Source organism: Nonomuraea sp. NPDC004354, from assembly GCF_053602555.1.
In genome coordinates this window covers 83,937-108,987 of sequence record NZ_JBSGDV010000022.1, presented here as the reverse complement: position 1 = coordinate 108,987, position 25,051 = coordinate 83,937, and the positions used below count along the sequence as shown (strand labels likewise).

The 25,051-nt window shown below is 70.6% G+C and carries 21 protein-coding genes; 8 read left to right on the top strand and 13 right to left on the bottom strand.

All coding sequences use genetic code 11. The features are described 5' to 3' along the window. Position 1: 1 nt before the first annotated feature. Genes ACWENQ_RS39340 through ACWENQ_RS39320 form a run of 5 tightly spaced genes read right to left on the bottom strand, consistent with a single transcriptional unit; the run spans position 2 to position 5,412 of the window. Entirely contained in the window at positions 2-1,474 is a 1,473-nt protein-coding gene (locus ACWENQ_RS39340; protein ID WP_449928466.1) for a sugar ABC transporter ATP-binding protein, read from the bottom strand. Beyond that, positions 1,474-2,517, bottom strand: coding sequence for a sugar ABC transporter substrate-binding protein (locus tag ACWENQ_RS39335; RefSeq protein WP_452418803.1), 1,044 nt, complete (start codon positions 2,515-2,517; stop codon positions 1,474-1,476). Before ACWENQ_RS39335 ends, ACWENQ_RS39340 begins: the two co-directional genes overlap by 1 nt. Further along, positions 2,514-3,284 carry an SDR family NAD(P)-dependent oxidoreductase gene (locus ACWENQ_RS39330; RefSeq protein WP_452418801.1) on the bottom strand — a complete coding sequence of 257 codons (771 nt, stop codon included), beginning with the start codon at positions 3,282-3,284 and terminating at the stop codon, positions 2,514-2,516. The genes ACWENQ_RS39335 and ACWENQ_RS39330 overlap by 4 nt, the downstream gene beginning before the upstream one ends. Next, the gene (locus ACWENQ_RS39325) at positions 3,281-4,570 is read right to left on the bottom strand and encodes an L-fuconate dehydratase (protein ID WP_452418799.1); all 1,290 of its coding nucleotides are present in this window, start codon (positions 4,568-4,570) and stop codon (positions 3,281-3,283) included. The genes ACWENQ_RS39330 and ACWENQ_RS39325 overlap by 4 nt, the downstream gene beginning before the upstream one ends. Beyond that, positions 4,567-5,412, bottom strand: a complete 846-nt coding sequence (locus ACWENQ_RS39320) for a fumarylacetoacetate hydrolase family protein (protein WP_452418797.1) — start codon at positions 5,410-5,412, stop codon at positions 4,567-4,569. Before ACWENQ_RS39320 ends, ACWENQ_RS39325 begins: the two co-directional genes overlap by 4 nt. A gap of 270 nt (positions 5,413-5,682) precedes the next feature. On the opposite strand from ACWENQ_RS39320, the gene ACWENQ_RS39315 reads away from it, so the two are divergent. Further along, the gene (locus tag ACWENQ_RS39315) at positions 5,683-8,934 is read left to right on the top strand and encodes a glycosyl hydrolase family 95 catalytic domain-containing protein (RefSeq protein WP_452418796.1); all 3,252 of its coding nucleotides are present in this window, start codon (positions 5,683-5,685) and stop codon (positions 8,932-8,934) included. Between the two features lie 75 nt (positions 8,935-9,009). Here the strand turns inward: ACWENQ_RS39315 and ACWENQ_RS39310 are convergent, their stop codons facing one another. The 3 genes from ACWENQ_RS39310 to ACWENQ_RS39300 all read right to left on the bottom strand — a co-directional run bounded on the left by ACWENQ_RS39310 (position 9,010) and on the right by ACWENQ_RS39300 (position 11,251). Then, positions 9,010-9,735, bottom strand: a complete 726-nt coding sequence (locus ACWENQ_RS39310; protein ID WP_449928459.1) for a hypothetical protein — start codon at positions 9,733-9,735, stop codon at positions 9,010-9,012. Next, positions 9,732-10,070: a PadR family transcriptional regulator gene (locus ACWENQ_RS39305; protein WP_354909969.1), complete on the bottom strand. Its 339-nt coding sequence runs from the start codon at positions 10,068-10,070 to the stop codon at positions 9,732-9,734. The genes ACWENQ_RS39310 and ACWENQ_RS39305 overlap by 4 nt, the downstream gene beginning before the upstream one ends. 464 nt (positions 10,071-10,534) lie before the next feature. Next, entirely contained in the window at positions 10,535-11,251 is a 717-nt protein-coding gene (locus ACWENQ_RS39300) for a CPBP family intramembrane glutamic endopeptidase (RefSeq protein ID WP_452418794.1), read from the bottom strand. A 167-nt stretch (positions 11,252-11,418) separates the two neighbouring features. Between ACWENQ_RS39300 and ACWENQ_RS39295 the strand changes: the two genes are divergently transcribed. Together ACWENQ_RS39295 and ACWENQ_RS39290 are read left to right on the top strand one after the other, a co-directional pair. Next, positions 11,419-12,615, top strand: coding sequence for a cytochrome P450 (locus ACWENQ_RS39295; protein WP_452418793.1), 1,197 nt, complete (start codon positions 11,419-11,421; stop codon positions 12,613-12,615). 668 nt (positions 12,616-13,283) lie between these two features. Beyond that, entirely contained in the window at positions 13,284-14,468 is a 1,185-nt protein-coding gene (locus ACWENQ_RS39290; RefSeq protein WP_452418791.1) for a cytochrome P450, read from the top strand. Between the two features lie 389 nt (positions 14,469-14,857). On the opposite strand, the gene ACWENQ_RS39285 is transcribed toward ACWENQ_RS39290, so the two are convergent. The 3 genes from ACWENQ_RS39285 to ACWENQ_RS39275 all read right to left on the bottom strand — a co-directional run bounded on the left by ACWENQ_RS39285 (position 14,858) and on the right by ACWENQ_RS39275 (position 18,055). Next, positions 14,858-15,694: an AraC family transcriptional regulator gene (locus ACWENQ_RS39285; RefSeq protein ID WP_452418790.1), complete on the bottom strand. Its 837-nt coding sequence runs from the start codon at positions 15,692-15,694 to the stop codon at positions 14,858-14,860. A 196-nt stretch (positions 15,695-15,890) separates the two neighbouring features. After that, positions 15,891-16,547 (bottom strand): response regulator, encoded by a 657-nt coding sequence (locus tag ACWENQ_RS39280; RefSeq protein WP_452418788.1) that lies wholly within the window; start codon positions 16,545-16,547, stop codon positions 15,891-15,893. A 128-nt stretch (positions 16,548-16,675) separates the two neighbouring features. Next, positions 16,676-18,055 carry a sensor histidine kinase gene (locus ACWENQ_RS39275; protein ID WP_452418787.1) on the bottom strand — a complete coding sequence of 460 codons (1,380 nt, stop codon included), beginning with the start codon at positions 18,053-18,055 and terminating at the stop codon, positions 16,676-16,678. A gap of 120 nt (positions 18,056-18,175) precedes the next feature. Here ACWENQ_RS39275 and ACWENQ_RS39270 point away from each other — a divergent pair, with 120 nt between their 5' ends. Both ACWENQ_RS39270 and ACWENQ_RS39265 read left to right on the top strand, forming a co-directional pair. Next, a complete protein-coding gene (locus ACWENQ_RS39270; protein WP_452418785.1) occupies positions 18,176-19,333 on the top strand; it encodes a DUF418 domain-containing protein in 1,158 nt (385 codons plus the stop codon). A gap of 87 nt (positions 19,334-19,420) precedes the next feature. Next, positions 19,421-19,831: a DUF2000 family protein gene (locus tag ACWENQ_RS39265; protein ID WP_452418784.1), complete on the top strand. Its 411-nt coding sequence runs from the start codon at positions 19,421-19,423 to the stop codon at positions 19,829-19,831. Here ACWENQ_RS39265 and ACWENQ_RS39260 read toward each other — a convergent pair whose 3' ends face one another. Together ACWENQ_RS39260 and ACWENQ_RS39255 are read right to left on the bottom strand one after the other, a co-directional pair. Next, positions 19,832-20,620, bottom strand: a complete 789-nt coding sequence (locus ACWENQ_RS39260; RefSeq protein ID WP_452418782.1) for a hypothetical protein — start codon at positions 20,618-20,620, stop codon at positions 19,832-19,834. It lies immediately after the preceding gene. Between the two features lie 225 nt (positions 20,621-20,845). Continuing rightward, positions 20,846-21,850: a GDP-mannose 4,6-dehydratase gene (locus ACWENQ_RS39255; RefSeq protein ID WP_354909995.1), complete on the bottom strand. Its 1,005-nt coding sequence runs from the start codon at positions 21,848-21,850 to the stop codon at positions 20,846-20,848. Positions 21,851-22,086: 236 nt separating this feature from the next. On the opposite strand from ACWENQ_RS39255, the gene ACWENQ_RS39250 reads away from it, so the two are divergent. Genes ACWENQ_RS39250 through ACWENQ_RS39240 form a run of 3 tightly spaced genes read left to right on the top strand, consistent with a single transcriptional unit; the run spans position 22,087 to position 25,036 of the window. After that, positions 22,087-23,313 carry a glycosyltransferase family 4 protein gene (locus ACWENQ_RS39250; protein WP_354909997.1) on the top strand — a complete coding sequence of 409 codons (1,227 nt, stop codon included), beginning with the start codon at positions 22,087-22,089 and terminating at the stop codon, positions 23,311-23,313. Beyond that, positions 23,307-24,014 (top strand): methyltransferase domain-containing protein, encoded by a 708-nt coding sequence (locus ACWENQ_RS39245; RefSeq protein WP_354909999.1) that lies wholly within the window; start codon positions 23,307-23,309, stop codon positions 24,012-24,014. The genes ACWENQ_RS39250 and ACWENQ_RS39245 overlap by 7 nt, the downstream gene beginning before the upstream one ends. Beyond that, on the top strand, positions 24,011-25,036 hold the full coding sequence (locus tag ACWENQ_RS39240) for a prenyltransferase (protein WP_449928432.1): 1,026 nt from the start codon (positions 24,011-24,013) through the stop codon (positions 25,034-25,036). Before ACWENQ_RS39245 ends, ACWENQ_RS39240 begins: the two co-directional genes overlap by 4 nt. Positions 25,037-25,051: the final 15 nt, after the last annotated feature.

Below are 25,051 nucleotides of genomic sequence, written 5' to 3'. Positions count from 1 at the left end.
GTCACTGTTCGATACCTTCCATCACGGCCACGAGCTCGTGGTCACTCCACCCACGTGGCACGTCCTTCACGACCCTGCCGTGGAACATCACCAGCACCCTGTCGCAGACGCGCAGGTCGTCCAGCTCGTCGGAGACCAGCACGGCTCCGGCTCCCCGGTCCACGGCGTCCTCGACCGCGCCGAGCAGCGACTGCTTGGCCTTCACGTCGACGCCCGCCGTCGGGTTGATCACCACGACCGCCCGGGGGTCGTCGGCCAGCGCCCTGGCGAGCACCACCTTCTGCGCGTTGCCGCCCGACAGGTCGCCGACCGGCTGGTCGGGCCCCTCGGTCTTGATGTCGAGATCCTCGATCATCCGTACGGCACGCGCCCGCCTGGCCGCGGGCGAGACGAAGCCGAACCTGCCCAGCTTGTGGGCGATGGGGAGGGTGGCGTTCTCCCCGATCGACAGCAGCGGGACGAAACCCTCGTGGTGCCGGTCCTGGGGGACGAACCCGAGACCCGCCCTGAGCGCGGACGGCACGTCCTTGATCGGGGTGCCGTTGACGTTCACCACGCCCGAGTCGGCCCTGCGCAGCCCCACCAGCGTCTCGGCCAGACCGATCTTGCCGCTGCTGCCCGAGCCGGCGAGGCCGACGATCTCGCCCGAGCGGACCTCCAGGTCGACGTCGCTGTAGCGGCCGTTGAGCGACAGGTTCCGCGCCGCGATCACCACGTCCGTGCCGGGCGTGCGGGAGCGGTACTCGTAGGCGCCGGTGGCCTCGCCGGTCATGGCCGCGACCAGCTCGTCGTGCGGCAGGTCGGCGACCGCGCTGGTCAGGACGTGCCTGGCGTCGCGGAAGACCGAGACGCTCTGGCAGATCTCGTACACCTCGTCCAGGTGATGCGAGATGAACATCATGGTGACGCCCTGCTCGCGCAGCGAGCGCATGCGCTCGAAGAGCCGCTCGATGGCGGGCCCGTCGAGCTGGGCGGTCGGCTCGTCGAGGATGATGAACGTCGCGCCGAACGACAGCGCGCGGGCGATCTCCACGAGCTGGCGCCGCTCGACGCCGAGGTCGCCGGCGAGCATGTCGGCGTCGACGTCGACCTGGTAGGTGTCCAGCACCTCGCGGGCGCGGGCGCGCAGGTCCTTCCACCTGATCATCCCGCCGGTGGTCTGCCGGTTGAGGAAGAGGTTCTCGGCGACCGTCAGCTCGGGGATGATCGTCGACTTCTGGTAGACGCAGGCGACCCGCCGCCGCCAGGCGTCCCTGTCGGCGAGAGCGGGCGCCGCCTGCCCGGAGAACAGCACCTCGCCCTCGTCTGGGCGCTGGAGCCCGGTCAGGATCGACACCAGCGTGGACTTGCCCGCGCCGTTCCTGCCGACAAGGGCGTGGGTCTCGCCCTCTGCGATGGAGATGCCGGCTCCGTTCAGCGCGACGGTCGGGCCGAAGCGCTTCACGATGTTCCGGGCTTCAACGTGAATGTTCATTACTTGACCTGGTTGCCCCAGAGGTTCGGGTCGTCGACATTCTCCTTGGTCACGAGCGGAGCGGGAAGCTGGTCCTCGAGACCGTTGGGCAGCTGGATGATGGTCGAGTCGTGGTCGGTCGGGCCGGGCTTGAACGTCTTGCCCTCGGCGGCGGCCTTGGCGTAGAACAGCGCGTACTTCGCGTAGAGGTCGGCGGGCTGGGAGACCGTGGCGTCGATCTCGCCCTTGCGGATCGCCTCGAACTCCTGCGGGATGCCGTCGTTCGACACCACGAAGACGTGCTTGGGGTCCTCGGGGGCGACCAGCAGGTTCTTGGCCTTCAGCACCTGCAGCGTGGGCGCCAGGTGGACGCCTCCGGCGTGCATGTAGATGCCCTTGACGTCCGGGTTCTGCTCCAGGCGGGTCTGCAGCATGGAGGCGGCCTTGCCGCCGTCCCACTCGGTGGGCTCCTCGAAGACGGTGATCCCGGGGAACTTGGTCTTCATGCACTCGCGGAACGCCTCGGCGCGGTCACGGCCGTTGACCGACGACAGCGCGCCCATCAGCTCGACGACCTTGCCCTTGCCGCCCAGCTTCTCGCCGAGGAACTCGCAGGCCTTGGTGCCGTACGCGCGGTTGTCGGCGCGGACGACCATGAAGACCTTGCCCTTGTCGGGACGGGTGTCCACGGTCACGACCGGGATGTTCTTGTTCTCCAGCTGCTGGAGCGTGGAGGCGATGGCGCCGGTGTCCTGCGGGGCCATGACCATGACCTTGGCGCCCTGGCTGACCAGCGCCTGGGTGTTGGCGACCAGCTTGGCCACGTCGTTCTGGGAGTTGGTCGGGTTCATCAGGTCGACCTTGAGCTCGGCCGCCATCTTCGGGACGTACTTGATGTAGGAGTTCCAGAAGTCGGAGTCGGCCCGCGGGTGGTCGATACCGATCTTTCCGCCGGTGCCGCCGCCCTGGGCGGCGCGCGGGCTGGCGCCGCTCCCGGTGGAGCTGCCGCACGCGGTGATGAGAGCCAGGAGGGCCGCGCTCGCGACCACGGGGCCGAACTTCATGATGTCGCCTCTTCTTGGGGGGTGTGTTGCTCGTTGCTCGGGCGTAGGCGGAGGCCCTGCATGCCGCCGTCCACGGCGAGCGAGGTGCCGGTGGTCGCGCCCGCTTCCGGGCCGGCCAGGTAGGCGATGGCCGCGGCCACCTCCCGCGCGGAGACCAGGCGGCCCATCGGCTGGCGGGCGTTGAGCGCGGCCCGCTCGGCCTCCGGGTCGACGGCGGCGTCCAGCAGCCTGCCGACCCACGGGGTGTCGGCGGTGCCGGGGTTGACGCAGTTGACCCGAATGCCCTCCCGCACGTGGTCGGCGGCCATCGCCAGCGTCAGCGACAGCACGGCGCCCTTGGTCGCGCTGTAGAGCGCCCGGTCGGGCAGCCCCGCGGTGGCCGCGATGGAGCAGGTGTTCACGATCGAGGCGTGGCCCGACCGCCTCAGGTACGGCAGCGCCGCCCGCGACACCCGCACGATGCCGAGCACGTTGACGTCGAACACCCGCTGCCACTCGGCGTCCGGGTTGTCCTCGATCGTGCCCTGCGCGCCGATGCCCGCGTTGTTCACCAGGACGTCGAGCCCGCCCATCCGCTCGGCGGCCTCCGCGACAGCCGTACGGACCTGGTCGTCGTCGGTGATGTCGGCCTTGACGGCGATGAACGGATCACCCGGCGGGTTGAGGTCCAGGCAGGCCACCTGCCAGCCGCGGGCGGCGAACGCCTCGGCGGTGGCGAGCCCGATGCCGGATCCGCCGCCCGTCACGAGAGCTCTGATGTCTGTCACTGGTTCCTCCAGACCTCACCGTCGGGAAAGGAGTGGGCGGCGATGGACGCGCGGCGCATCTCGGAGCTGAAGCCGGGGCGGCGCGGCGCGGCGTAACGGCCGTGCTCGATCACGACCGGGTCCTCGAAGTGCTCGTGCAAGTGGTCGACGTACTCGATGACCCGTCCCTCCATCGTCCCGGTGACCGCCACGTAGTCGAACATGGACAGGTGCTGGACCAGCTCGCACAGCCCGACGCCGCCCGCGTGCGGGCAGACGGGCACGCCGAACCTGGCGGCCAGCAGCAGGATCGCGATGTTCTCGTTGACGCCGCCGACCCTGGCGGAGTCGAGCTGGAGGTAGGACATCGAGCCCGCCTGCAGCATCTGCTTGAAGATCATGCGGTTCTGGACGTGCTCGCCGGTGGCCACCCTGATCGGGGCGACGGCCCTGGCGATGGTGGCGTGGCCGAGCACGTCGTCGGGGCTGGTGGGCTCCTCCACCCAGTGGGGGGCGAACTCGGCCAGCGCGTTGACCCAGCGGATGGCCGCGCCCACGTCCCACCGCTGGTTGGCGTCGATCGCGATGGGGAAGTCGGGGCCGCAGACCTCGCGGGCGACCTTGAGGCGGCGGATGTCGTCGTCGAGGTCGGCGCCGACCTTCAGCTTGATCTGCCCGAAGCCGTCGTCCAGGGCCTCCTTGCACAGGCGGCGCAGCTTGTCGTCGTCGTAGCCGAGCCAGCCGGGGGAGGTCGTGTAGGCGGGGTAGCCGTGCTCCTGGAGGTAGGCGATCCGCTCGGCCTTGCCGGCGGCGCCCCTGCGCAGGATCGCCAGCGCCTCGTCGCGGGTCAGCGCGTCGCTCAGGTAGCGGAAGTCGACCAGGTCGACGATCTGCTCAGGGGTCATCTCGCCGAGCAGCAGCCACAGCGGCTTGCCCTCGCGTTTGGCCTTGAGGTCCCACAGGGCGTTGACCACGGCGGAGACCGCCATGTGCATGACGCCCTTCTCCGGGCCGAGCCAGCGCAGCTGGGAGTCCCAGACCATCGTCTTGTACAGGCCGCCGAGGTCCTCGGCGTCCCTGCCGATCACGTACGGCTCCAGCGCCCTGATGGCCGCGGTCTGCACGTCGTTGCCGCGGCCGATGGTGAACGCGAAGCCGTGCCCCTCGAAGCCGTCGTCGGTCTTCAGCACCACGTAGGCGGCCGAGTAGTCGGGATCGGGGTTCATCGCGTCGGAGCCGTCGAGCTCCCGCGAGGTCGGGAAGCGGATGTCGTGGGTCTCCATGCCCACGATCCGGTAGTCACTCATGCCTGGCCCACCGTCTGGCGCTGCCGTCCGAGCCCGTCGATCTCCAGCTCGACGACGTCGCCCGCCCTGAGGTACGGCTGGCCGGGCAGGCCGAGCGCGACCCCGGCGGGCGTGCCGGTGTTGATGACGTCACCGGGCTCCAGCACCATGAACGCGCTCAGGTAGCGGACGATCTCGGCCACGCCGAAGATCATGTTCTTGCTGTTGCCGTTCTGGCGCAGCTCGCCGTTCACCCACAGCCGCATGCCGAGGTCCTGCGGGTCGGCCACCTCGTCGGCGGTGACCAGCCAGGGGCCGAGCGGGTTGAAGGTCTCGCACGACTTGCCCTTGTCCCACTGGCCGCCGCGCTCCAGCTGGAACTCGCGCTCGGAGACGTCGTTGGAGATCGCGTAACCGGCGATCGCGGCCAGCGCGTCCTCACGCGACTCCAGGTAGCGGCAGGTCCGCCCGATGACGACGGCGAGCTCGACCTCCCAGTCGGTCTTCACGCTGCCGCGGGGCACCAGGATCCCGTCGTCGGGGCCGACCACGGTGTTGGGCGCCTTCATGAACACCACGGGCTCGGCAGGCGGGGTGGCCCCGGTCTCGGCCGCGTGGTCGCTGTAGTTGAGGCCGATGCACACGATCTTGCCTGGCCTGGCGATCGGGGGGCCGACCCGCAGGCCCTCGGCGTCGATCACCGGCAGGTCGCCGCGCTCCAGCGCGGCCCGGACGCGCGCCACTCCCCCTGAGGCGAGGAAAGCCCCGTCGATTTCGGGCTCTCCGATGTCGTACAGGCTTCCACCCGCGTCCATCACCGCGGGCCGCTCCTGGCCGACCGGTCCAACTCGCAGCAGCTTCACACCGCATCCTTCAGCTATACATCGGATGTCTCGCCCTCAGATGCTCGAGGGTGGCCGCATGACTGTCAAGCCCTCCATCGCAGATACATCCGATCCGTGACCTGGATCTATGGAGATCTGTCCCTGTATGTGAACGAAAAATCCAACTAAACATCGGATCGAAGCTCTTGTTACCCCCACCTTTCAAGTGTTAACAACGTGGCGCACATCCACCAGTCACCGGAGGAATCCGTGGCCCCTCGGCTTGCGTTAGTCATGCTGTCCGCCCTCATGATCGGAGTGTCGCCCGTGACCTCTCCGGCGAGCGCGGCCACCGCCCTCGACCCGCCCGACGACCTCACGCTCTGGTACGACAAGCCCGCCACCAGCTGGGAGACGCAGTCCCTGCCCATCGGCAACGGCGCGCTCGGCGCGACCGTGTTCGGCGGGGTGGCGACCGAGCAACTGCAGTTCAACGAGAAGACGCTGTGGACCGGCGGCCCCGGATCCAGGAGCGGCTACACCCACGGCAACTGGACCAGCCCCCGACCGGGCGCGATCGCCGAGGTACAGGCCCAGATCGACCGCGACGGCAAGATGTCGCCTGACGACGTGGCCAGGAAACTCGGCCAGCCCAAGAGCGGCTTCGGCGCCTACCAGACCTTCGGCGACCTCTGGCTGGACACCGGGCACACCGCCGCCACCGGCTACCGCAGGGAACTGAGCCTGCGCGAAGCCGTCGCGAAGGTCGGCTACACCTCGGGCGGCGTCACCTACACCCGCGAGTACTTCGCCAGCCACCCGGGCAACGTGATCGTCGGCAGGCTGAGCGCCTCCGAGGCGGGCAAGGTCTCCTTCACGCTGCGCACCTCGTCACCGCGCGACGACAAGACCGTGAGCGTCAAGGACGGCCGCCTCACCGTCCGCGGCGCCCTTGCCGACAACGGCATGCGGTTCGAGTCGCAGGTCCAGGTCGTCACCAGCGGCGGCAGCCGTACCGACGGGGCCGACCGGATCACGGTGACCGGCGCCGACAGCGCGATGTTCGTGCTGTCGGCCGGCACCGACTACGCCGGCACGTATCCCGCCTACCGCGGCGAGGACCCGCACGCCAAGGTCACCGCCGCCGTCGACCAGGCGGCGGCCCGCGGCTACGACGCGCTCAGGAGCGCGCACCTGGACGACCACCGCGGCCTGTTCGACAGGGTACGGCTCGACCTCGGGCAGCAGACCCCGCGCATCCCGACCGACCAGCTGCTCAGGGCCTACACCGGCGGCGGATCCACCGACGACAGGGCGCTGGAGGCGATGTTCTTCGCCTACGGCCGCTACCTGCTGATCGCCTCCTCCAGGGAGGGCTCGCTGCCGGCGAACCTGCAGGGCGTGTGGAACAACTCCACCAGCCCGCCGTGGTCGGCCGACTACCACGTCAACATCAACCTGCAGATGAACTACTGGCTGGCCGAGCAGACCAACCTCGCCGAGACCACCAGGCCCTACGACGACTTCGTCAAGGCCATGATCGCCCCCGGCCGGCGCACCGCCAGTGAGATGTTCGGCTCGCGGGGCTGGGTCGTCCACAACGAGACCAACCCGTTCGGCTACACCGGGGTCCACGACTGGGCGACCGCCTTCTGGTTCCCCGAGGCGGCCGCGTGGACCACCCAGCAGCTGTTCGACCACTACCGCTTCGGCGGCGACACCGCCTACCTGCGCTCGGTCTACCCGGCGATGCGCGAGGCCGCGCTGTTCTGGGTGGACAACCTCCACACCGACCCGCGCGACGGCAAGCTCGTCGTCTCCCCCAGCTACTCCCCCGAGCAGGGCGACTTCTCCGCCGGCGCGTCGATGTCCCAGCAGATCGTCCACGACCTGTTCACCAACGTGCTGGAGGCCGCCGCCGTCCTCGGCGAGGACGAGCCGGAGGTACGGCAGGCGCTGGCCAAGCTCGACCCCGGCCTGCGCGTCGGCGGCTGGGGACAGCTCCAGGAGTGGAAGACCGACTGGGACGACCCCAGCAACACCCACCGGCACGTCTCCCACCTGTTCGCCCTGCACCCCGGACGGCAGATCACCGCGGGCACCCCGATGGCCGAGGCGGCCAAGGTCTCGCTGACCGCGCGCGGCGACGGCGGCACCGGCTGGTCGAAGGCCTGGAAGATCAACTTCTGGGCGCGGCTGCTCGACGGCGACCACGCGTTCAAGATGCTCGGCGAGCAGCTGCGCGGCAGCACCCTGGACAACCTCTGGGACACGCACCCGCCGTTCCAGATCGACGGCAACTTCGGCGCCACCTCGGGCATGGCCGAGATGCTGCTCCAGTCGCAGTCCGGTGTGGTCCACGTGCTGCCCGCGCTGCCGTCCGCCTGGGCCACGGGCTCGGTCAAGGGGCTGCGCGCCCGCGGCAACGTGACCGTCGACGCCGCGTGGGACCGCGGCACCGCCACCGAGATCACCCTGCGCGCCGGATCCGCAGGACCGCTGAAGGTGCGCAACAAGGTGATCGCCGGCCGGTACCGCCTCGTCGACGCCGGCGGGAAGAAGGTCCCGCACACCCGCGACGGCGACACCATCACCTTCACCGCCAGGGCGGGGCAGACCTACACGATCGCCGGACAGGTCGCGGTCGCGGTCAAGGCGCCCGCCGCGACGGGACCGCAGGCGAGCTTCCCGGTCGAGGTCACCGTGTCGGCCACCGGCGGGCGTGCCGTACCGGGAAGCGCGGTGACGCTGGCACTGCCGAAGGGCTGGACCGCCACCCCGTCGTCCGCCGAACTGCCGGGCGTGCCCGGCGGCGGCAGCAGGACGGCGACGTTCACCGTCACCTCGGGACCCGCCGACGGCTCGCGCACGGCACGCGTCGTCGCGACCGCCCGAGGAGACGCGTGGTCCGGCACCGGCGGCGCCGTGCTCGCCGTCGCCCCCTGCGCGGTGCCGTCCCCCGACAAGCCCCTCGTGGCATGGGACCCCAGCTCGGGCTCGACCGTCACCGACACCTCGGGCAACGGCAGGAACGCCACCGTGACCGGCAACGCCGCCTACGACGGCGACGGAGGGCTGGTGCTCGACGGGTCCACCTACCTGACGACCGCGCCGACGACGCTCGGCTTCCTGCCCGAGGCGTCGTTCGCGGCCCGCGTCAAGACGGCCGGGTCGGGATACCGGCGGCTGTTCGACTTCCAGCCCTCCGGCGACCCCGGCACCGACGGCGTCCTGATGGACCTGACGCCCGCCGGCAAGGTCCGCTTCATCGGAGCGGGCCTGAACGTGACCACCGACGCGACGGTGCCCGCGAACAAGTACGTCGACCTGGTCATCACCATGGGCCGGGACGGCACGATCACCGTGTACGTCGACGGCGCCCGTGCGGGCGGGGCCAAGGTACCCGCCGACGGGATCACCGGGTGCGCCACCCGGCCGCTGCGCTTCGCCGCCGACCAGGGCGGCGGACAGCGGCTCAGCGGGGCCGTCGACCGGATGGCGATCTTCGCGCGGACGTTGAGCGCGAGCGAGGTGCCGAACTGGCAGCGGCTCGCGTTCTGACACCTGGAACGGCACGCGGCCCTCTTCGGGGGGCCGCGTGTTCCCCTGAGGCCCGCCGGCGGTCGGCCTTCGACGTCAGGGTTCGCGGCGGGACCTGTCATGGCGGCGGGCGGCCACCCAGAGGGCGACCAGACCGGCCAGCCCAGCGCCCGCGGCGCCGAGGAGCAGGCCCACCAGGAACCCCTCCCCCGCGCCCGACGCCGACGGCAGCAACGCCAGCGCCCCGGCCAGCGCCACCACCATGACCACGATCAGCGCGTAGAACCGCCTGCTGAAGAAGACGCCCTTCGCCGGAGCGCTCGGCGGCGAGTCGATCGCCGCGTCAGGACCCAGGCTGGCGGCCTTCGGACGCTTGAAGTACTCGTAGAACACCCACGTGCCGCACGGTTCCCAGCCGTCGGGGGCCAGCCGCTCGGCCAGCGCCTGCCTGCCCTTGCGGGTGCCGACCTCCCTGCGGTACTCCCACCGCTGGGGCTCGCGCGGATCGCGATGGCTGACGAACCAGCCGAGCGCGTCGACCTTGTCGACCTCCCAGCCCTGGTCACCGAACTCGTTCAGCCGCCGCTCGTCGACGAAGATGTCGGCGGTCCAGCGCCAGGTGTCGGCCTGGACGGCCGGCTCCGTCTCCGGCGTCACCTTGAGCTGCTCGGCGAACTCCTCCGCCGTGCCGAACTCCTCCTCCGGGTCGGCGCCGGTCTCGGCCAGGTAAGCGCTCAGATCGGCGACCGTGGCCCGCACGGTCTCCTCCGGAATCCCGCGTTCGCGCAGCCGTACGGCGAGCTCGTCGAAGTAGCGGCTCAATTGACGCCTCCCTGCTCCAGCACCGACCGCACGGACCGGTCGAACGCGAGCCACAGGCCGCCCTGCTCGGTGAGCGTCCGCCTGCCCTGCTCGGTGAGCCGGTAGTAGCGACGGCCGGGGCCCCGCTCGGTCACCCGGAACTCGGCGGCGACCAGGCCGGCCTCCTCCAGGCGGTTGAGGACGGGATAGAGGGTGCCGCCCTTGATCTGGCCCAGGCCTGATTCGGCGAGGCTCTTGGCGATCTCGTAGCCGTAGTTCTCGCCCTCGGTGAGGCTGGCGAGGACCAGGAGGTCGAGCACGCCCTTGAGCCAGCTCGCACGGCGATCAGCGGTCATGCGCCCCATCTTTCCACGGTAGTGATGCTACCTATCCCGCTCCACCACCTACACCGCCAGCCCAGCAGCCCGCCTTCCCTCCCCACCGACCCCCACCCCTCGAGACGGCCCGCCCCCGATCTCCAGTCACCCGAACGGCCGCCGCCTCACCGCCCGCCGGCCCGCCTTGCCGCACGCAGGCCCCAACTCGCCGCCCGCCGGCCCGCCTTGCCGCACGCAAGCCCCACCTCGCCGCACGCCGACCCCACCTCGCCGCACGCAGGCCCCACCTCGCCGCCCAGCGATCTCCAGCCATTGGAACGGCCCACCTCGCCGCCCGTTGATCTTCCTGCCTGATCCGGCAAGCCCTTCGCTTCCCCGGCCACGGCGTGTGCCTCGGCGGGCCGTCCAACACCTCACCCCGAGCCGCACCGGCGGCTCGGGGTGAGGAGAGGTCGGGTGGTCCCGCCGGCAGCGGGAAGCGGTCAGGCGTGGGCGGTGGGGACGCCCGCCGTGCCGTTCTCCCTGCCCTCGGCGGTGGGGGCGAGCCGGGGCGTGATGAGGAGGGAGCGGACGTCGACCAGGACGTGCAGCACGATCGGCAGGAGCAGCGACCCGGTCGAGAAGTAGAGCATCGTGAGGGAGAACCCGGCGAGCGTCACCATCACCATGCCCCTCCAGCCCTGGTAGAGGTGCCCCACGACGAAGATCGCCAGTGCCAGGCCCGCCGCGACCGGCCGGGGAAGGTCGAGGATCGACATGAAGCCCGAGATCAGCAACCCCCGGTAGACGATCTCCTCGCAGACGCCTGCGCTGATGGCCAGGCCGAGCGCGAGCCAGCGCTCGCCCGCCGTCCTGGGGATGAGCGCCTCGAACGCGGCCTGCCCCGGCATCGTGATCTTCTTGAGCCGGATCACCAGGCCGGCGGCGAGGGTCACGATCGTCAGGCCGACGATCATCCCGAGCACCGTCGAGAGGTCCTCGGTCGCGAGCAGGCCGATGCCCGCCAGGTCCAACTCGGGGGACAGCCCGACGATCGCCAGCGCCACGAGCGCGATCGCCCCCAGCTCGCCGATCCAGATGAGGGACATCCGCGTGTACCGGCTCCGGTTCTCGCGCAGGGCGGCGTAGGAGCGGCGGCCGAGCAGGGGGCTGACGACGGCCAGGTGGATCACCAGGAGCGCGAACAGGACGACAGGCATGGGGGGCGACCTCCGACCATCGAGGAAGTTTCCGTAACGACTTAGACCGTAAAACAAGCTAGTTAGGAATGCAACCTAGCTAGAAAAGCAGTACTCCTTGACGGGCGTACAGGACCGTAATACAACACTTACGAGACCAAGCGCTTGATCAAGTGAGGAGCCGCCGCATGATCGAGCTCTACGACCCCGCCGTCTACGAGCGCGGCGTGCCGTACCGGGATCTGGCATGGCTGCGGGAGCACTCCCCCGTGCACTGGCACCCCGACCCGCAAAGCCCAGGATTCTGGGCGGTCACCAGGCACGCCGACGTGGTGCACGTCTCCAGGCACCCCGAACTGTTCTCCTCCTACGAGGGCCTGGCGATGAGCGGGGAGTACCCGGAGCCTGACAAGGAACTGCAACGGCTGCTGATGCTCAACCAGGACCCGCCCGAGCACTCCAAACGGCGTTCGCTGGTCAACAAGGGATTCACCCCCCGCATGATCAGCAGGCTCGAACAGCACATCAGGGAGGTCTGCGACGACCTCCTCGACCGGTGCTCGGGCGAGGGCGACTTCGTCACCCAGGTCGCCGCGCCGCTCCCACTGCAGGTGATCTGCGAACTGCTCGGCGCGCCCGTCGAGGACAGGGACCTGCTGTTCGACCTGTCGAACCGGCTGATCGGGTGGGACGACCCCGAGTTCCAGACCACCTACGAGGACGGGCAGGCCGCGGGGAGCGAGCTGATGGCGTACGGCAACGCGCTGGCGGCCGAGCGCACCCACGACCCCCGCGACGACCTGATCACCAAGATGATCACTCCGGACGCCGACGGGGCGGTGCTGTCACCCGACGACGTCGGGATGTTCACGATCCTGCTGGCCGTGGCGGGCAACGAGACCACACGCAACGCGGCCTCGCTCGGGATGAAGGCGTTCTTCGACCACCCGGAGCAGTGGCGGCGGCTGCTGGCGCATCCCGAACTGCTTCCCACCGCGGTCGAGGAGATCGTCCGGTGGGCCACGCCGGTCATGCAGTTCCGCCGGACCGCGATGGCCGACACCAGCATCGGCGGCCAACCGGTCAGCCGCGGCGACAAGATCGTGGTCTACTACAGCGCCGCCAACCGGGACCCGTCGGTGTTCGCGCATCCCGAGGTGTTCGACATCGGCAGGGACCCGAACCCGCACCTCGGCTTCGGCGGCGGAGGGCCGCACTTCTGCCTCGGCGCGCACCTGGCCAGGATGGAGCTGCGCGTGCTGTTCGAGACCATCGCCCGCCGCCTGCCCGACATCGCCCCGGCGGGCGAGGTCCGCCGGCTGCGCTCCAACTTCATCAACGGCATCAAGGAGATGCGCGTGGACTTCGGCACCCGGCACCTGTGAGGACGACGACATATGGCGGCCCGGCACCCGCCGTACAGGCGGGCCGACAAACCCTCGACACGCACGGTCCCGCACCCGCCATACATCGGGCCGACAATCCTTCGACACGCACGGTCCGGCACCCGCCATACATCGAGCCGACAATCCTTCGACACGCACGGTCCGGCACCCGCCATACAGCGACCCAGTGAACCTTCGACGACCACGGTCCGGCACACGCCGGACACGCGCCTTACCCTCGACATGCGGAGCCGGGGCATCCGCCGTACAGGCGACCCGACGACGCACGGTCCGGCACCCGCCGTACAGGTGGGAGCCCCGAGACCTCGGCATGTCGCGCCCCCGGCATCCTCTGATCCCGAGTCGAGAACCTGTATCACCAGGGCTCGGCCGGATCCTGCCGGCAGGCGGATGCCGACCCCCTACAGAAGGACGGCCCCCAGCCTCCATCGACGGAGCCAGCCCGCACGGCGGGGCGCGCACACGTAGGAGGAGGCGCCTCCAGGCGTCTACGCGGGCAGGTGTCACAGCGGAAGCGCCGCCCATCCGGGACGGCGACGGCATGCGGAAGGCACCGATCGGCGCCTTGACCGTTGTCCGGCCGTGTAATAGAACACGTTTCAATACATTGTCCTACCAAGCGCTTGATCAAGTCGAGGTGACGGCTCGTGCACATCGATCTCGTCGATCAGGACCAGTACGCGACCTCCGGCCCCCCGCACGAGCAACTGCGCTGGCTCCGGGAACACGCGCCCGTCTACTGGCACCCCGGCGAGCCGGGCTTCTGGGCCGTCACCCGGCACGAGGACGTCACCCACGTCTCCCGCCACTCGGACCTGTTCTCGTCGGCGCGCAAGCTCGCCCTGTTCAACGAGATGCCCGAGGAGCAGCGCGCGCTGCAGCGGATGATGATGCTCAACCAGGATCCGCCCGAGCACACCAGGCGGCGCGCCCTGGTCAACCGCGGCTTCACCCCTCGCACGATCAGCGCCCTCGAGCAGCACATCCGCGACATCTGCGACGACCTCCTCGACAAGTGCTCAGGAGACACCGACTTCGTCACCGAGATCGCCGCTCCCCTGCCGCTCTACGTGATCTGCGAACTCCTCGGCGCCCCCGTCGCCGACCGCGACAAGCTCTTCACCTGGTCGAACCGCATGATCGGCGCCCAGGACCCCGACTACGCCGCCTCCCCCGATGAGGGCGGCGCCGCCGCCATGGAGGTCTACTCCTACGCCTCCACGCTCGCGGCCCAACGCCGCGTCGCCCCTCGCGACGACATCGTCACCAAGCTCCTCCAGCCCGACGAGAACGGCGAACGCCTCACCGAGAACGAGTTCGAGCTGTTCGTCCTGCTCCTCGTCGTGGCCGGCAACGAGACCACGCGCAACGCCGCGTCCGGCGGGATGCTCGCCCTCTTCGAGCACCCCGACCAGTGGGAACGGCTCGCCGCCGACCCCACGCTCGCCAGGACCGCGGCCGACGAGATCGTCCGCTGGGTCTCGCCGGTCAACCTCTTCCGCAGGACGGCCACCGCCGACCTCACTCTCGGCGGGCAACCCGTCAAAGCCGACGACAAGGTGGTCGTGTTCTACTCCTCGGCCAACAGGGACGCCGCCGTCTTCACCGACCCCGAGACGTTCGACGTCGGCCGCAACCCGAACCCGCACATCGGCTTCGGCGGCGGAGGAGCGCACTTCTGCCTCGGCAACCATCTGGCCAAGCTGGAACTGCGGGTGCTGTTCGAGCAACTGGCCAGGAGATTCCCCCGGATACGACAGACCGGCGAGGCCCGGCGGCTGCGCTCCAACTTCATCAACGGCATCAAGGACCTTCCCGTCATCCTCTCCTGAGGACACATCCGCAGGACACGTCCGCAAGGCACGTCCTCCTGAGGGCACATCCGCAGAGCACGTCCGCAGGCGAACGCCTCCGGGTGCGCCTGACATGCCTGAAGGGCAGCTTCGGCTCGCAGAGAGGGCACATCGAGGGCAACAGGCCGGGACAGGGATACCCGGCACAGGGCACGCCGTCCACGAGCGCACCCGTCCAGCAACCATCTCCAACCGCGGCACTGGCGGCAACGGTCGAAGGTGGGATTGCGATCGAGATGAAGGCGTAGCGACGCCAGGGACCTGGAAGAGACCCCGGACGGGGGCTGGCGCGTTCTGGTCACCGGTCAGGCATGCTTCCTCGTCCGGCCTCGGTGTCCGCAGGAGCCGGCGAGCCGTCGTACGGTGTGTCATCTCCTGGGAAGAAGGCCTGCCTGACGGTAGATGCCGGGGGTGACGCCGTAGGTGCGGGTGAACCAGCGGGTCAGGTGGCTCTGGTCGGCGAACCCCGACTGGGTGGCCACCTCGGCGAGGGGAAGCCCGCGGGCGATGAGGCGCCGGGCGATCCTGAGCCTGAGCTGGCGCTGGTAGTCGCTCGGCGCGAAGCCGTACGCCGACTGGAAGGCCCGGTAGACCGTGAAACGGCTGCACCCTGCGGCCTGGGCGAGGTCGGCGGCGGTGAGATCGTCCAGCGGCGAGTCGTCGAGGCGGCGGCGGACGCGTTCGGCGATGAGCTGGGCGCCGGTTAGCGGTGTGCCGCTGGGCAGGTCCCCGGTGGTGCTGCCGCGGCGGACCATCGCGGCGACCGTGGCCCTGAGCAGTTCGTCGCGGCGCAGGGTGGAGGCGCCACCGAGGAGGGCGCGGTGGAGGGCGTGCAACGTGTGGGCAAGCACGGGGTCTTCCAGGACGGGTGCCGTGAACAGGGGCAGGCCCAGGCGGCTGCCCGTGCTGTCCTCCAGGGCGTCGGCGACCACCTCGGGGCCGATGTGGATGATCCGGTAGGTGAACCCGAACCGGTCCGCGGCGTGGCCGTCGTGGGGGTCGTCGGGGTTGAACGCCATGACCATGCCGGTGGCGCTGGTGTGGGCCGAGCCCCTGCACGTGAAGGCCTGCGCGCCGATCTCGGTGACGCCGAAGGAGTAGGTGTCGTGGCTGTGGCGGTGGTAGACGTGCTGCTCGAAGTGGGCGTGCATCGCCTCCAGCGGCCTGTCGGGAGAGCGCCAGTAGCGAGACCAGTCACGCGTCACCTTCCCATTGTGTCCGCCGCATCTGTGTCCGTCGCATCGTGTCGTCGGGGTTACGGGCGGGGGTGCCTGCTGGCTGTCCTGGTCGCGGGCGTACTCATCGGCAGGCCAGAGCAGACCGTCGGCGAGCTCGCTCCACGACTACGCACCCCGCGCCTTAGAGCCGTGGGGCTCCGGGGCCATCAGGTGGGGTGGGCTGCTACCAGCCGCCCATCAGGCCGCTTTCCCAGGCCCAGGAGACGATCTCGACCCGGTTGCGGACGCCGAGCTTGGTCAGGACGGCGGAGACGTGGCCTTTGACCGTGCTGAGCGAGATGAACAGTTCGGCGGCGATCTCCTGGTTGGTGCGGCCTCTGGCGATCGCCCTGACGATCTCGGTCTCCCGTTCCGACAGCGGCTGCGCGGAACGGCGGGCGGCAGGGGCCCCGGAGGACGTCACGTGACGCAACAACCGCAGGGTGATCGACGGGGAGATGAGCGCGTCCCCGGCATGCACCGCCCGGACGGCCTCCACCAGCAGGTCCGGTCCGGCGTCCTTGAGCACGAAGCCGACGGCGCCGCCGCGGAGCGCGCCGTAGACGTACTCGTCGAGGTCGAACGTGGTGACCACGACGACTCGCAGCGGGTCGGACACGCCGGGCCCGGCCAGAGCGCGGGTGACCTCGATGCCGTTGAGGCGGGGCATCTGGATGTCGACCAGGCACACGTCCGGGCGCAGCCGCCGGGCCAGGACGACCGCCTCGTCGCCGTCGGCGGCCTCGGCGACGACCTCGATACCGGGCTGGTCCTCGAGAATGACGCGCAGGCTGGCGCGCACCATCGCCTGATCATCGGCCAGCAGGACACTGATCGTCATGGGCCCCCTCGCCCGGTCGTCATCGCCCCTCCAGGATCGTCACGGGCACCCCCACCCCACCCTCACCAGCCCATCCACGAACGTCACAAGCGCCCGCTCCCCGACCGTCATCAGCCCTTCCGGGATGGTCATGGTCGCTCCTTGGGATGGTCATCGACGTTTCCGGCAGGCGGGCGGGTGAGCGAGCGGGTGGGCAGGGGCAGGGTGGCGAGCACCGACCAGCCGGCCTGCCCTGGGCGGGGACCGGCGCGGAGCGTGCCGCCCAGCGCCTCCAGGCGTTCGCGCATGCCGACCAGTCCGTATCCGCCGCGGCGGTAGCGCCGTTCCGGGGCGGGCGGGGCGTCGTCGGAGACCTCCACCGTGACCGTGTCGTGCTCGCGGGCGACGGTGACCTCGACGCATTGGGCGTGCGGGGCGTGGCGGGCGACGTTCGTCAGCGACTCCTGGACCACCCGGTAGACGGTGCTGCTCACCTCGGGCGGCCAGGCCGGCTCGTCCTCGCCGCCGGGCAGGCGCAGGCGTACGTCGGGTCCGTCGAAGCGCTCGACCAGGTCGGCGAGGCTCTCGCGAGGCGGCGTGGGCGGAACGGCCTCCCGAAGCAGGCCGACGAGGCGGCGGGTGGCGGCCAGCGCGTCGGAGCCGGCGGTCTCGATGTCGGACAGGGGGCCGCTCAGCCGGTCCGGCTGCTTGCGGGCGAGGACCTGGGCGGCCTGGGCCTGGAGCACGATGCCGGTGACGTGGTGGGCGACGACGTCGTGCAGTTCCCTGGCGAGTTGGAGGCGCTCGTGGCGGCGTACGTCCTCGGCCATGGCCCGGCGGCGGGCGGCCAGCAGCCGTGAGCACAGCCCGATCGCGACCCCGGCGAGCCATGCGCCGGCGTTCAGCGCCGTCACGGGCGGGAGGGGGGAGGCGGACGCGTGGGCGCTGAGCAGGCTGCTTGCGGCCACCGCCAGCCCACCGGCAGCGACGGCGCAGGCCTGGAGGACAGGAAGCGCCCTGACCGCCGACCCGACCAGCACGGACAGGGCCAGGGCCATGGCCGGGCCGGGCTCGGCCGGCAGTCCGCCGAACCGGGAGGCCAGGACGGCCGCCACCGCGACGGCCAGGCCGGCGAGGGCCGCCCACGCCCGGCCGCGCCGCCGCGCCAGGGCGAGCCCGCACACGATCGCCCCGGCCACGCACCCGAACGTCCAGTAGCCGCCGCCCCAACTGTCCGCGACCCGATAGGCCCAGAAGGCCAGCAGACCGGCGAACACGACCCCGAGCCCGGCCTCGCCCGCCACCCGCATACCTCGGACATCGGAATTGGCCACCGTCCCCACCAGGAGTCTCAGCCTCGCCCGCGATCCCACACCTCGGACGCCGGCCTCGGCCACCGTCCCGACGCCCCGGACCTCGGCCTCAGCCGCCGTCCCGACGCCCCGGACCTCGGCCTCAGCCGCCGTCGCCACACCCCGGGCGCCGGCCTCGCCCTCGGGGCGCCCGTCCAGTCGATCACGGCCGTTCACGCGCTTCAGGCTAGGCCGCCGAGCCCTTGCGCTGAACCGGCCGAAAGTACGGTCCCGCTGCCGCGAACCCTGCTTTCGACCCGTGCCGCTCCCGGACCCGGATCCGCAGGATGTGTCCTCATGTCCCGTGAAGAGTTCCACCCGTCCGATGCAGAGTTCCGCCCGCCCCAGCACGCCCGGCTTCGGCCCGGCCACCACGAGCCGGGTGGCACTGCTGCTCCCCCACCCGGGCTGTCCGAGCAGGCAGGTCGCCACGTCGCCGCCCATGGGGAGCCGCGCTCGGCCGGCCGCCCTCGCATCGCCGCGCTCGACGTCGTCCGCGGGTTCGCCCTGTGCGGAATCCTGCTGGCCAACGTCAAGCCGATCGCCCACATGGCCGACGGCGCATCGGTGACGCAGCCCATGGTGGCGGCGAGTCAGGATGACGGCGCCTGGCTGGGGCTGTTCGTCGACCAGCGCTTCTTCCCGATCTTTTCCCTGCTGTTCGGGGTCGGCTTCTCGCTGCTGCTGGACTCCGCGGGACGGAAGGTCCCGCACCCGCGGGTGCTCCTGCTGCGCCGCCTCTTGGCGCTGCTCGCCATCGGCCTGGTGCACATGTTCGTGTTGTGGCGGGGCGACATCCTGACCATCTATGCCGTCGTCGGCCTGCTGGTGCTGCTGCCCTCGACCTGGCTGCCGCGCTGGGCCGTCGCGGGACTCGCCGCGGTCCTCCTGGTGTTGCCGCCGATTCTCGGCGGCAACGGCGTGCCGTTGGTGCCCGGGTTGTTCCTGCTGGGCTCGGCGCTGACCCGGTACGGCGTGATCGACAGGATCGAGCGTGCCGTGTGGGGTCCGGCCGCGCTGGGCCTGCTCTTCGCGGCGGGGGCGGTGCCCGCCGTCCTGCTGCAGATCGAAACGCCGGCTGGTGACTCGCACCCCTGGTTCGGCCTCGCCGGGTTGCTGATCGCCGGTGCGTACGTGTGCGCTCTGCTGCTCCTGCTCAGAACGCCGCTGCGGCCGGTGCTCCAGAGGGTGTTCGCGCCGCTGGGCCGCATGGCGCTGACCAACTACCTGACCGCCACGCTCCTGGTCCTGGTGACCGCCCGTCTCATCGGCAGCTCGCCTGACGGCTGGACCTCGGCCATGGTCGTGGCGATCGCCGGCGCCATCCTCGCCGTGCAGTGGCTGTGGTCCACGCTCTGGCTGCGGAGATACCGCCAAGGTCCGCTGGAATGGCTCTGGCGCTGGGCCACCTGGGCCCGCCGCCCACCCCTGCGGGTCGGTGACGGCGGAGCGTGACCGCCGGCCGTACGCGCGGGCAGGAGGAGCCCAAGGTGCGCACGAGCGTTCAAGACCGCCTGGGCCGTGAAACGGAAGGCTGGGCGCATGCGGTTCGATACGAAGATCGGCATCGTGGTCCGCCGGGATCTCGCTGTCTGGCAGAAGCTGAACGTCACCGCCTTCCTCTCCAGCGCTGTGGCGGGTGGGGAGCCCGAGACGGTCGGGCAGCCGTACGAGGACGGGTCGGGCAACGTCTACCTGCCGATGTTCAGGCAGCCGGTGCTCGTCTACGCCGGCGACGGGGAGGACCTCGCCCGGGTGCGCGAGCGCGCCCTGGCCAGGGGGGTACGGGTGGCCGTCTACACCGAGGAGTTGTTCAAGACGGGCAACGACAACGACAACAGGGCCGCGGTGCGGGCGGTGGCGGCCGAGGACCTGCAGGTGGTGGGGTTGGCGCTCTACGGGCCCAGGAACACGGTGGACAAGGTCACCAAGGGGCTGTCGCTGCATCCGTGATCACCACCGTCGGCGGCGAGCGGTGCGCAGCCGGGCGAGGATGCGGGTGACCTCGGCCGGAGCGGGCTGCCAGCCGCATTCGATGAGGGCGTTGGCGACCTGCTCGACGAGGTCGGCGGAGCGGGCGGGGACGACGTCGCGCCTGACGGGGATGACCCGCCATCCCGCCTCTCGCAGGGCGGCGCGGCGGTTGGCGTCGCGCCGCCGGTCGGCGGGCGAGCTGTGGTGCTCGTGCCCGTCGTACTCGACGCCGAGGAAGTGCGCGGGCCAGCCGAGGTCGAGGTAGGCGAGCCGGTCACCCGGCAGGTCGACGCGGATCTGGGTGGCGGGTCTGGGCAGGCCGCCTTCGACGAGGATGACCCGCAGCCACGTCTCGCGGGGGGAGGCTGCGCCCCTGTCGGCCATGGCGAGCGTCTCCCACAGCCGCCCGAAGCCGGTGGCGCGGCGCATGAGCGCGTCGTGGTCGACGCCGCGGCGCAGGAACTGGTCGACGATGGCGACGCCGTCGCGCCGCGGGAGGTGCCGGGCGCAGTCGACGGCGGTGCGCTCGGGTGTGGTCACCCGGACGGACCTGTGCTCGGTCACGTCGGCCGGCGGCAGGCTCACCTGATGGACGGTGCACCCCGGGAGGTGCGTGGCCCGCGGTACGGCGAGCTCCACCGGCCACTCGTCCTCACTGTCGTCGAGGGCGTGCAGGCCCCAGACGTGGGCGGCGGTGCGATGGCACGCGGTGGAGCCGGGGACGAGGCCGGTGAACAGGCGGGCTCGGTCGAGGAGGGAGGCTGGCACGGGGACAGCATGCTGGGGAGGGGCGCGGGCGGCGACGACCGAACGGGTTTCTGTGGATGAGCGAGCGGCTGTCCACAGCCACGCCGCGCCAAGGCCACCGCCATGCGGGGCCGGCGAGGTCACAGCCGTCCACACCCCGTGCCGGGGGTCAGGGCCGCCTACCGCCCCCACCCGCACCAGGGGTGCAGAGCCGCCTACCGCCCGCACCCGCACCCGCACCAGGGGTCAGGGCCAGGAGCTGTCCTGGTCGGGGTCGCCCCCGTTGGAGAGCAGGCGGATGTCCGATTCGACCATCATCGCCACGAGTTCCTCGAACGACACCACGGGCTCCCACCCCAGCTGGGTGCGCGCCTTCTTCGGGTCGGCGCACAGCAGGTCCACCTCGGCCGGCCGGTGCAGCGCCTGGTCGCACACGACGTACCGCTCCCAGTCCAGGTCGGCCGCCTTGAACGCCGCCTCGACGAGTTCCCGCACCGACTGCGTGCGTCCCGTGCCGATCACGTAGTCCTCGGGCGCGTCGGCCTGCAGCATGAGGTGCATCGCCTTGACGTAGTCGCCGGCGAACCCCCAGTCGCGCCGCGCCTCGAGGTTGCCGAGCCGCAGCTCCGAGGCGAGCCCCAGCTTGATCCGGGCCACCCCGAGCGACACCTTGCGCGTGACGAACTCGGCGCCGCGTCGCGGCGACTCGTGGTTGAACAGGATCCCCGACACGGCGTACATGCCGTAGGACTCCCGGTAGTTCTGGGTGAGGAAGTGCCCGTAGGCCTTGGCCACCCCGTACGGCGAGCGCGGGTGGAAGGAGGTGCGCTCGTTCTGCGGCGTCTCGCTGACCTGCCCGAACATCTCGGAGGACGAGGCCTGGTAGAAGCGGATGGAGGCGCCGCGCGAGGAGCACACCCTGATGGCCTCGAGCATCCGCAGCACGCCCATGCCGGTGACCTCGGCCGTCAGTTCGGCCTGCTCCCACGACATCGGCACGAACGAGATCGCCCCGAGGTTGTAGACCTCGTCGGGCCGCACCTTCTCCACCGCGGAGATCAACGAGCCCTGGTCGAGCAGGTCGCCCCTGACGACCTGGACGTCGGCCAGCAGCTTGCGCATCCGGGACACCCGCGGGTTGGCCTGTCCTCTGGCCAGCCCCCACACCTCGTAGCCCAGGGAGAGCAGATGCTCGGCCAGGTAGGAACCGTCCTGCCCGGTGATGCCGGTGATCAGCGCGCGCCTGGCCAACGGGGTCCTCCATCGTTAGTCGTTGGGACGGGAATGTACAGCCAGGTCCCTGGTGAAGCAGCAACCGCCATAGAACGCGTTCCACCGAACGCCGTTCGGTCAGGCTAACTTCCCAGTTCGCGCGCCGTGAAAGCCAACCGAGGAACAATTCCACAAGAGGTCCCGCATACCTACCCAATGGTAAGGTGCGCAGACTAAGGTCATCTTTCACGGTACCGGTGGAGAAAGGGGTATCCGTGCGGATTGCGCTGCTTTCCTACCGGAGTAAGCCCACCTGTGGCGGTCAAGGCGTCTACCTCCGCCACCTCAGCAGAGAACTGGTCGCACTGGGTCACCACGTGGAGGTCTTCTCCGGCCAGCCGTACCCGGAACTGGACGAGGGCGTCATCCTCAACAAGGTCCCGAGCCTCGACCTCTACCGCGACGAAGACCCCTTCCGCACCCCGAAGCTGCACGAGTACCGCGACTGGATCGACTGGCTCGAGGTCGGGACGATGTGGACGGCCGGCTTCCCCGAGCCGCTGACCTTCACCCTGCGCGCCTACCGCGAGCTCAAGAAGCGCGTCGGCGACTTCGACGTCGTCCAGGACAACCAGACCCTCGGGTACGGCCTGCTCGGCATCCAGAAGCTGTTCCCCGTCGTGGGGACCATCCACCACCCGATCAGCGTCGACCGGCGCATCGAGCTCGAGGCGGCCACGGGCGCCAAGAAGCTGACCATGCGCAGGTGGTACGGGTTCGTCAGGATGCAGGCCAAGGTGGCGCCGAGGCTGAAGCCGATCCTCACGGTCAGCGAGTCGAGCCTGGCCGACATCCACCGCGACTTCAACGTCCCGCAGGCCAACATGCGCCTGATCCCGCTCGGCGTGGACACGCGCTACTTCCACCCGAGGCCGGACAAGCCGCGCAGGAAGGGCTCCATCGTCGCCGTGGCCTCCGCCGACTCCCCGATGAAGGGCGTCGCGACGCTGCTGCGGGCGGTCGCCAAGCTGGCCACCGAGCGCGACGTGAACCTCACCGTCGTCAGCAAACCGACCCCCGGAGGCCCCACCGAGCAGCTCGTCCAGGAGCTGTCGCTCCAGGACCGGGTCCGCTTCGTCCACGGCATCTCCGACGACGAGCTCGGCGAGCTGATCGCCACCTCGGAGATCTCCGTGGTCCCGAGCCTCTACGAGGGCTTCTCCCTGCCCGCCGTCGAGCACATGGCCTGCGCCACCCCGCTGGTCGCCAGCCGTACCGGAGCGCTGCCCGAGGTGGTCGGCGACGCGGCGGTGCAGGTGGCGCCGGGCGACCCCGAGGAGCTCGCCGCGGTGCTGCGCCGCCTGCACGACGACCCCGAGGAGCGCGAGCGGGTCGGCAAGGCGGGCTACGACCGCGTGATGGAGCGCTACACCTGGCACGTCGTCGCCAAGAAGACCGTCGAGGCCTACAGAGAGGCCATTGAGGAGTTCGGCAAGTGCTGACCGTCGACTTCACCCGGCTGCCCGTCGGACCGGGCCATCGGGTGCTGGACCTGGGCTGCGGCGGCGGCCGCCACGCCTTCGAGGTGCTGCGCAGGGGCGCGGACGTGGTCGCGTTCGACATGGACCAGGCCGAGCTCGACGGCGTGAAGTCGATGTTCGCGGCGATGGAGGAGGCCGGCGAGGCCGAGGGCACCGGCGAGACGGTCCAGGGCACCGCGCTCGACATGCCGTTCGAGGACGACAGCTTCGACCGGGTGATCGCCGCCGAGGTGCTGGAGCACATCCACGAGGACACGACCGCGATGCGGGAGATCCTGCGGGTGCTCAAGCCGGGCGGGCTGGCCGCGATCACCGTGCCCGCGTTCCTGCCCGAGCGGATCTGCTGGGCGCTGAGCGAGGCCTACCACACGGCTCCCGGCGGGCACATCAGGATCTACACGCTGGCGGAGCTGAGGGCCAAGCTGAAGGCGACGGGCTTCAGGGTGGGGCCGCACCACTACGCGCACGGCCTGCACGCGCCGTACTGGTGGATCAAGTGCGCGGTCGGCGTGAACAATGACGACCACCCGCTGGCCAAGGCGTACCACAAGCTCCTGGTCTGGGACATCATGAAGCGCCCGCGGACGACCAGGGTGGCCGAGGCCGTGCTGAACCAGGTCGTCGGCAAGAGCGTGGTGCTCTACATCAGGAAGCCTGCGTGATCACGCGGGAGCACGTCCTCCGGACAGCGCTGAGCATCTCGGCCATCCAGGAGGGCGACGGCGGCGTGCCGTGGCCCGAGGGGCACGTCGACGCGTGGAACCACGTCGAGTGCCTCATGGCCATGGCCGTGGCGGGCCTCAGGGACGAGGTCGAGCGCGGCTACGCCTGGCTGGCGGCCCACCAGCGCGAGGACGGCTCGTGGCCGATGAAGCTGGTCGCGGGCGAGGCGGTCGAGCGGGGCGGCGAGACGAACCACGCCGCCTACGTGGCCGTCGGCGCCTGGCACGACCTCCTCGTCACCGAGGACCTGGAGGCGGCGCACGGGCGCTGGGGCATGGTCAAGAAGGCCTTGGACTACGTCGTCGACCTCCAGACCCCGCGCGGCGAGATCGTCTGGGAGCGTGACGCGGAGGGCCACCCGTCCGGCTACGCGCTGCTGACCGGCTGCTCCAGCATCCACCAGGGCCTGCGCAGCGGTGTCCTGCTCGGCGAGCGGCTCGGCGACCCGCAGCCCCACTGGGAGCTGGCCGCCGACCGTCTGGCCAACGTGCTGCGGAACCATCCCGAGGCGTTCGCCGACAAGAGCCGCTTCTCGATGGACTGGTACTACCCCGTGCTCGGCGGCGCCGTCCGCGGCGACCTGGCCTTCGACCTGCTCGACAAGGAGTGGGACACCTTCGTCGTGCCCGGCCTCGGCATCCGCTGCGTGTCCGACCAGCCGTGGGTGACGGGCGCGGAGACCTGCGAGCTCGTGCTCGCCCTCGACGCCGTCGGCGACCGCGAGCGGGCCGGACGGCTGTTCGCCGACATGCAGCACCTGCGTCACGAGGACGGCTCGTACTGGACCGGCTGGCAGTTCGTGAACCGCAAGCACTTCCCGCACGAGCGCTCCGGCTACACCGCCGCCGCCGTGATCCTGGCCGCCGACGCCCTCTCCGGGTTCACCCCGGCCGCGGGCCTGTTCCGCGACATCCCCGTCTCCGGGCAGACCAGCCCCTCCCTGTACGGCGAGCGTTCCTGATCCCGCACAGCGCTT

Excerpts from the sequence above, each read along its gene's own strand:
- ACWENQ_RS39265 (WP_452418784.1), top strand. The coding sequence starts at position 19,421 with ATGCGGTTCGATACGAAGATCGGCATCGTGGTCCGCCGGGATCTCGCT.
- ACWENQ_RS39305 (WP_354909969.1), bottom strand. The coding sequence starts at position 10,070 with ATGACCGCTGATCGCCGTGCGAGCTGGCTCAAGGGCGTGCTCGACCTC.
- ACWENQ_RS39340 (WP_449928466.1), bottom strand. The coding sequence starts at position 1,474 with ATGAACATTCACGTTGAAGCCCGGAACATCGTGAAGCGCTTCGGCCCG.
- ACWENQ_RS39335 (WP_452418803.1), bottom strand. The coding sequence starts at position 2,517 with ATGAAGTTCGGCCCCGTGGTCGCGAGCGCGGCCCTCCTGGCTCTCATC.
- ACWENQ_RS39325 (WP_452418799.1), bottom strand. The coding sequence starts at position 4,570 with ATGAGTGACTACCGGATCGTGGGCATGGAGACCCACGACATCCGCTTC.
- ACWENQ_RS39270 (WP_452418785.1), top strand. The coding sequence starts at position 18,176 with ATGTCCCGTGAAGAGTTCCACCCGTCCGATGCAGAGTTCCGCCCGCCC.
- ACWENQ_RS39295 (WP_452418793.1), top strand. The coding sequence starts at position 11,419 with ATGATCGAGCTCTACGACCCCGCCGTCTACGAGCGCGGCGTGCCGTAC.
- ACWENQ_RS39315 (WP_452418796.1), top strand. The coding sequence starts at position 5,683 with ATGATCGGAGTGTCGCCCGTGACCTCTCCGGCGAGCGCGGCCACCGCC.
- ACWENQ_RS39280 (WP_452418788.1), bottom strand. The coding sequence starts at position 16,547 with ATGACGATCAGTGTCCTGCTGGCCGATGATCAGGCGATGGTGCGCGCC.
- ACWENQ_RS39300 (WP_452418794.1), bottom strand. The coding sequence starts at position 11,251 with ATGCCTGTCGTCCTGTTCGCGCTCCTGGTGATCCACCTGGCCGTCGTC.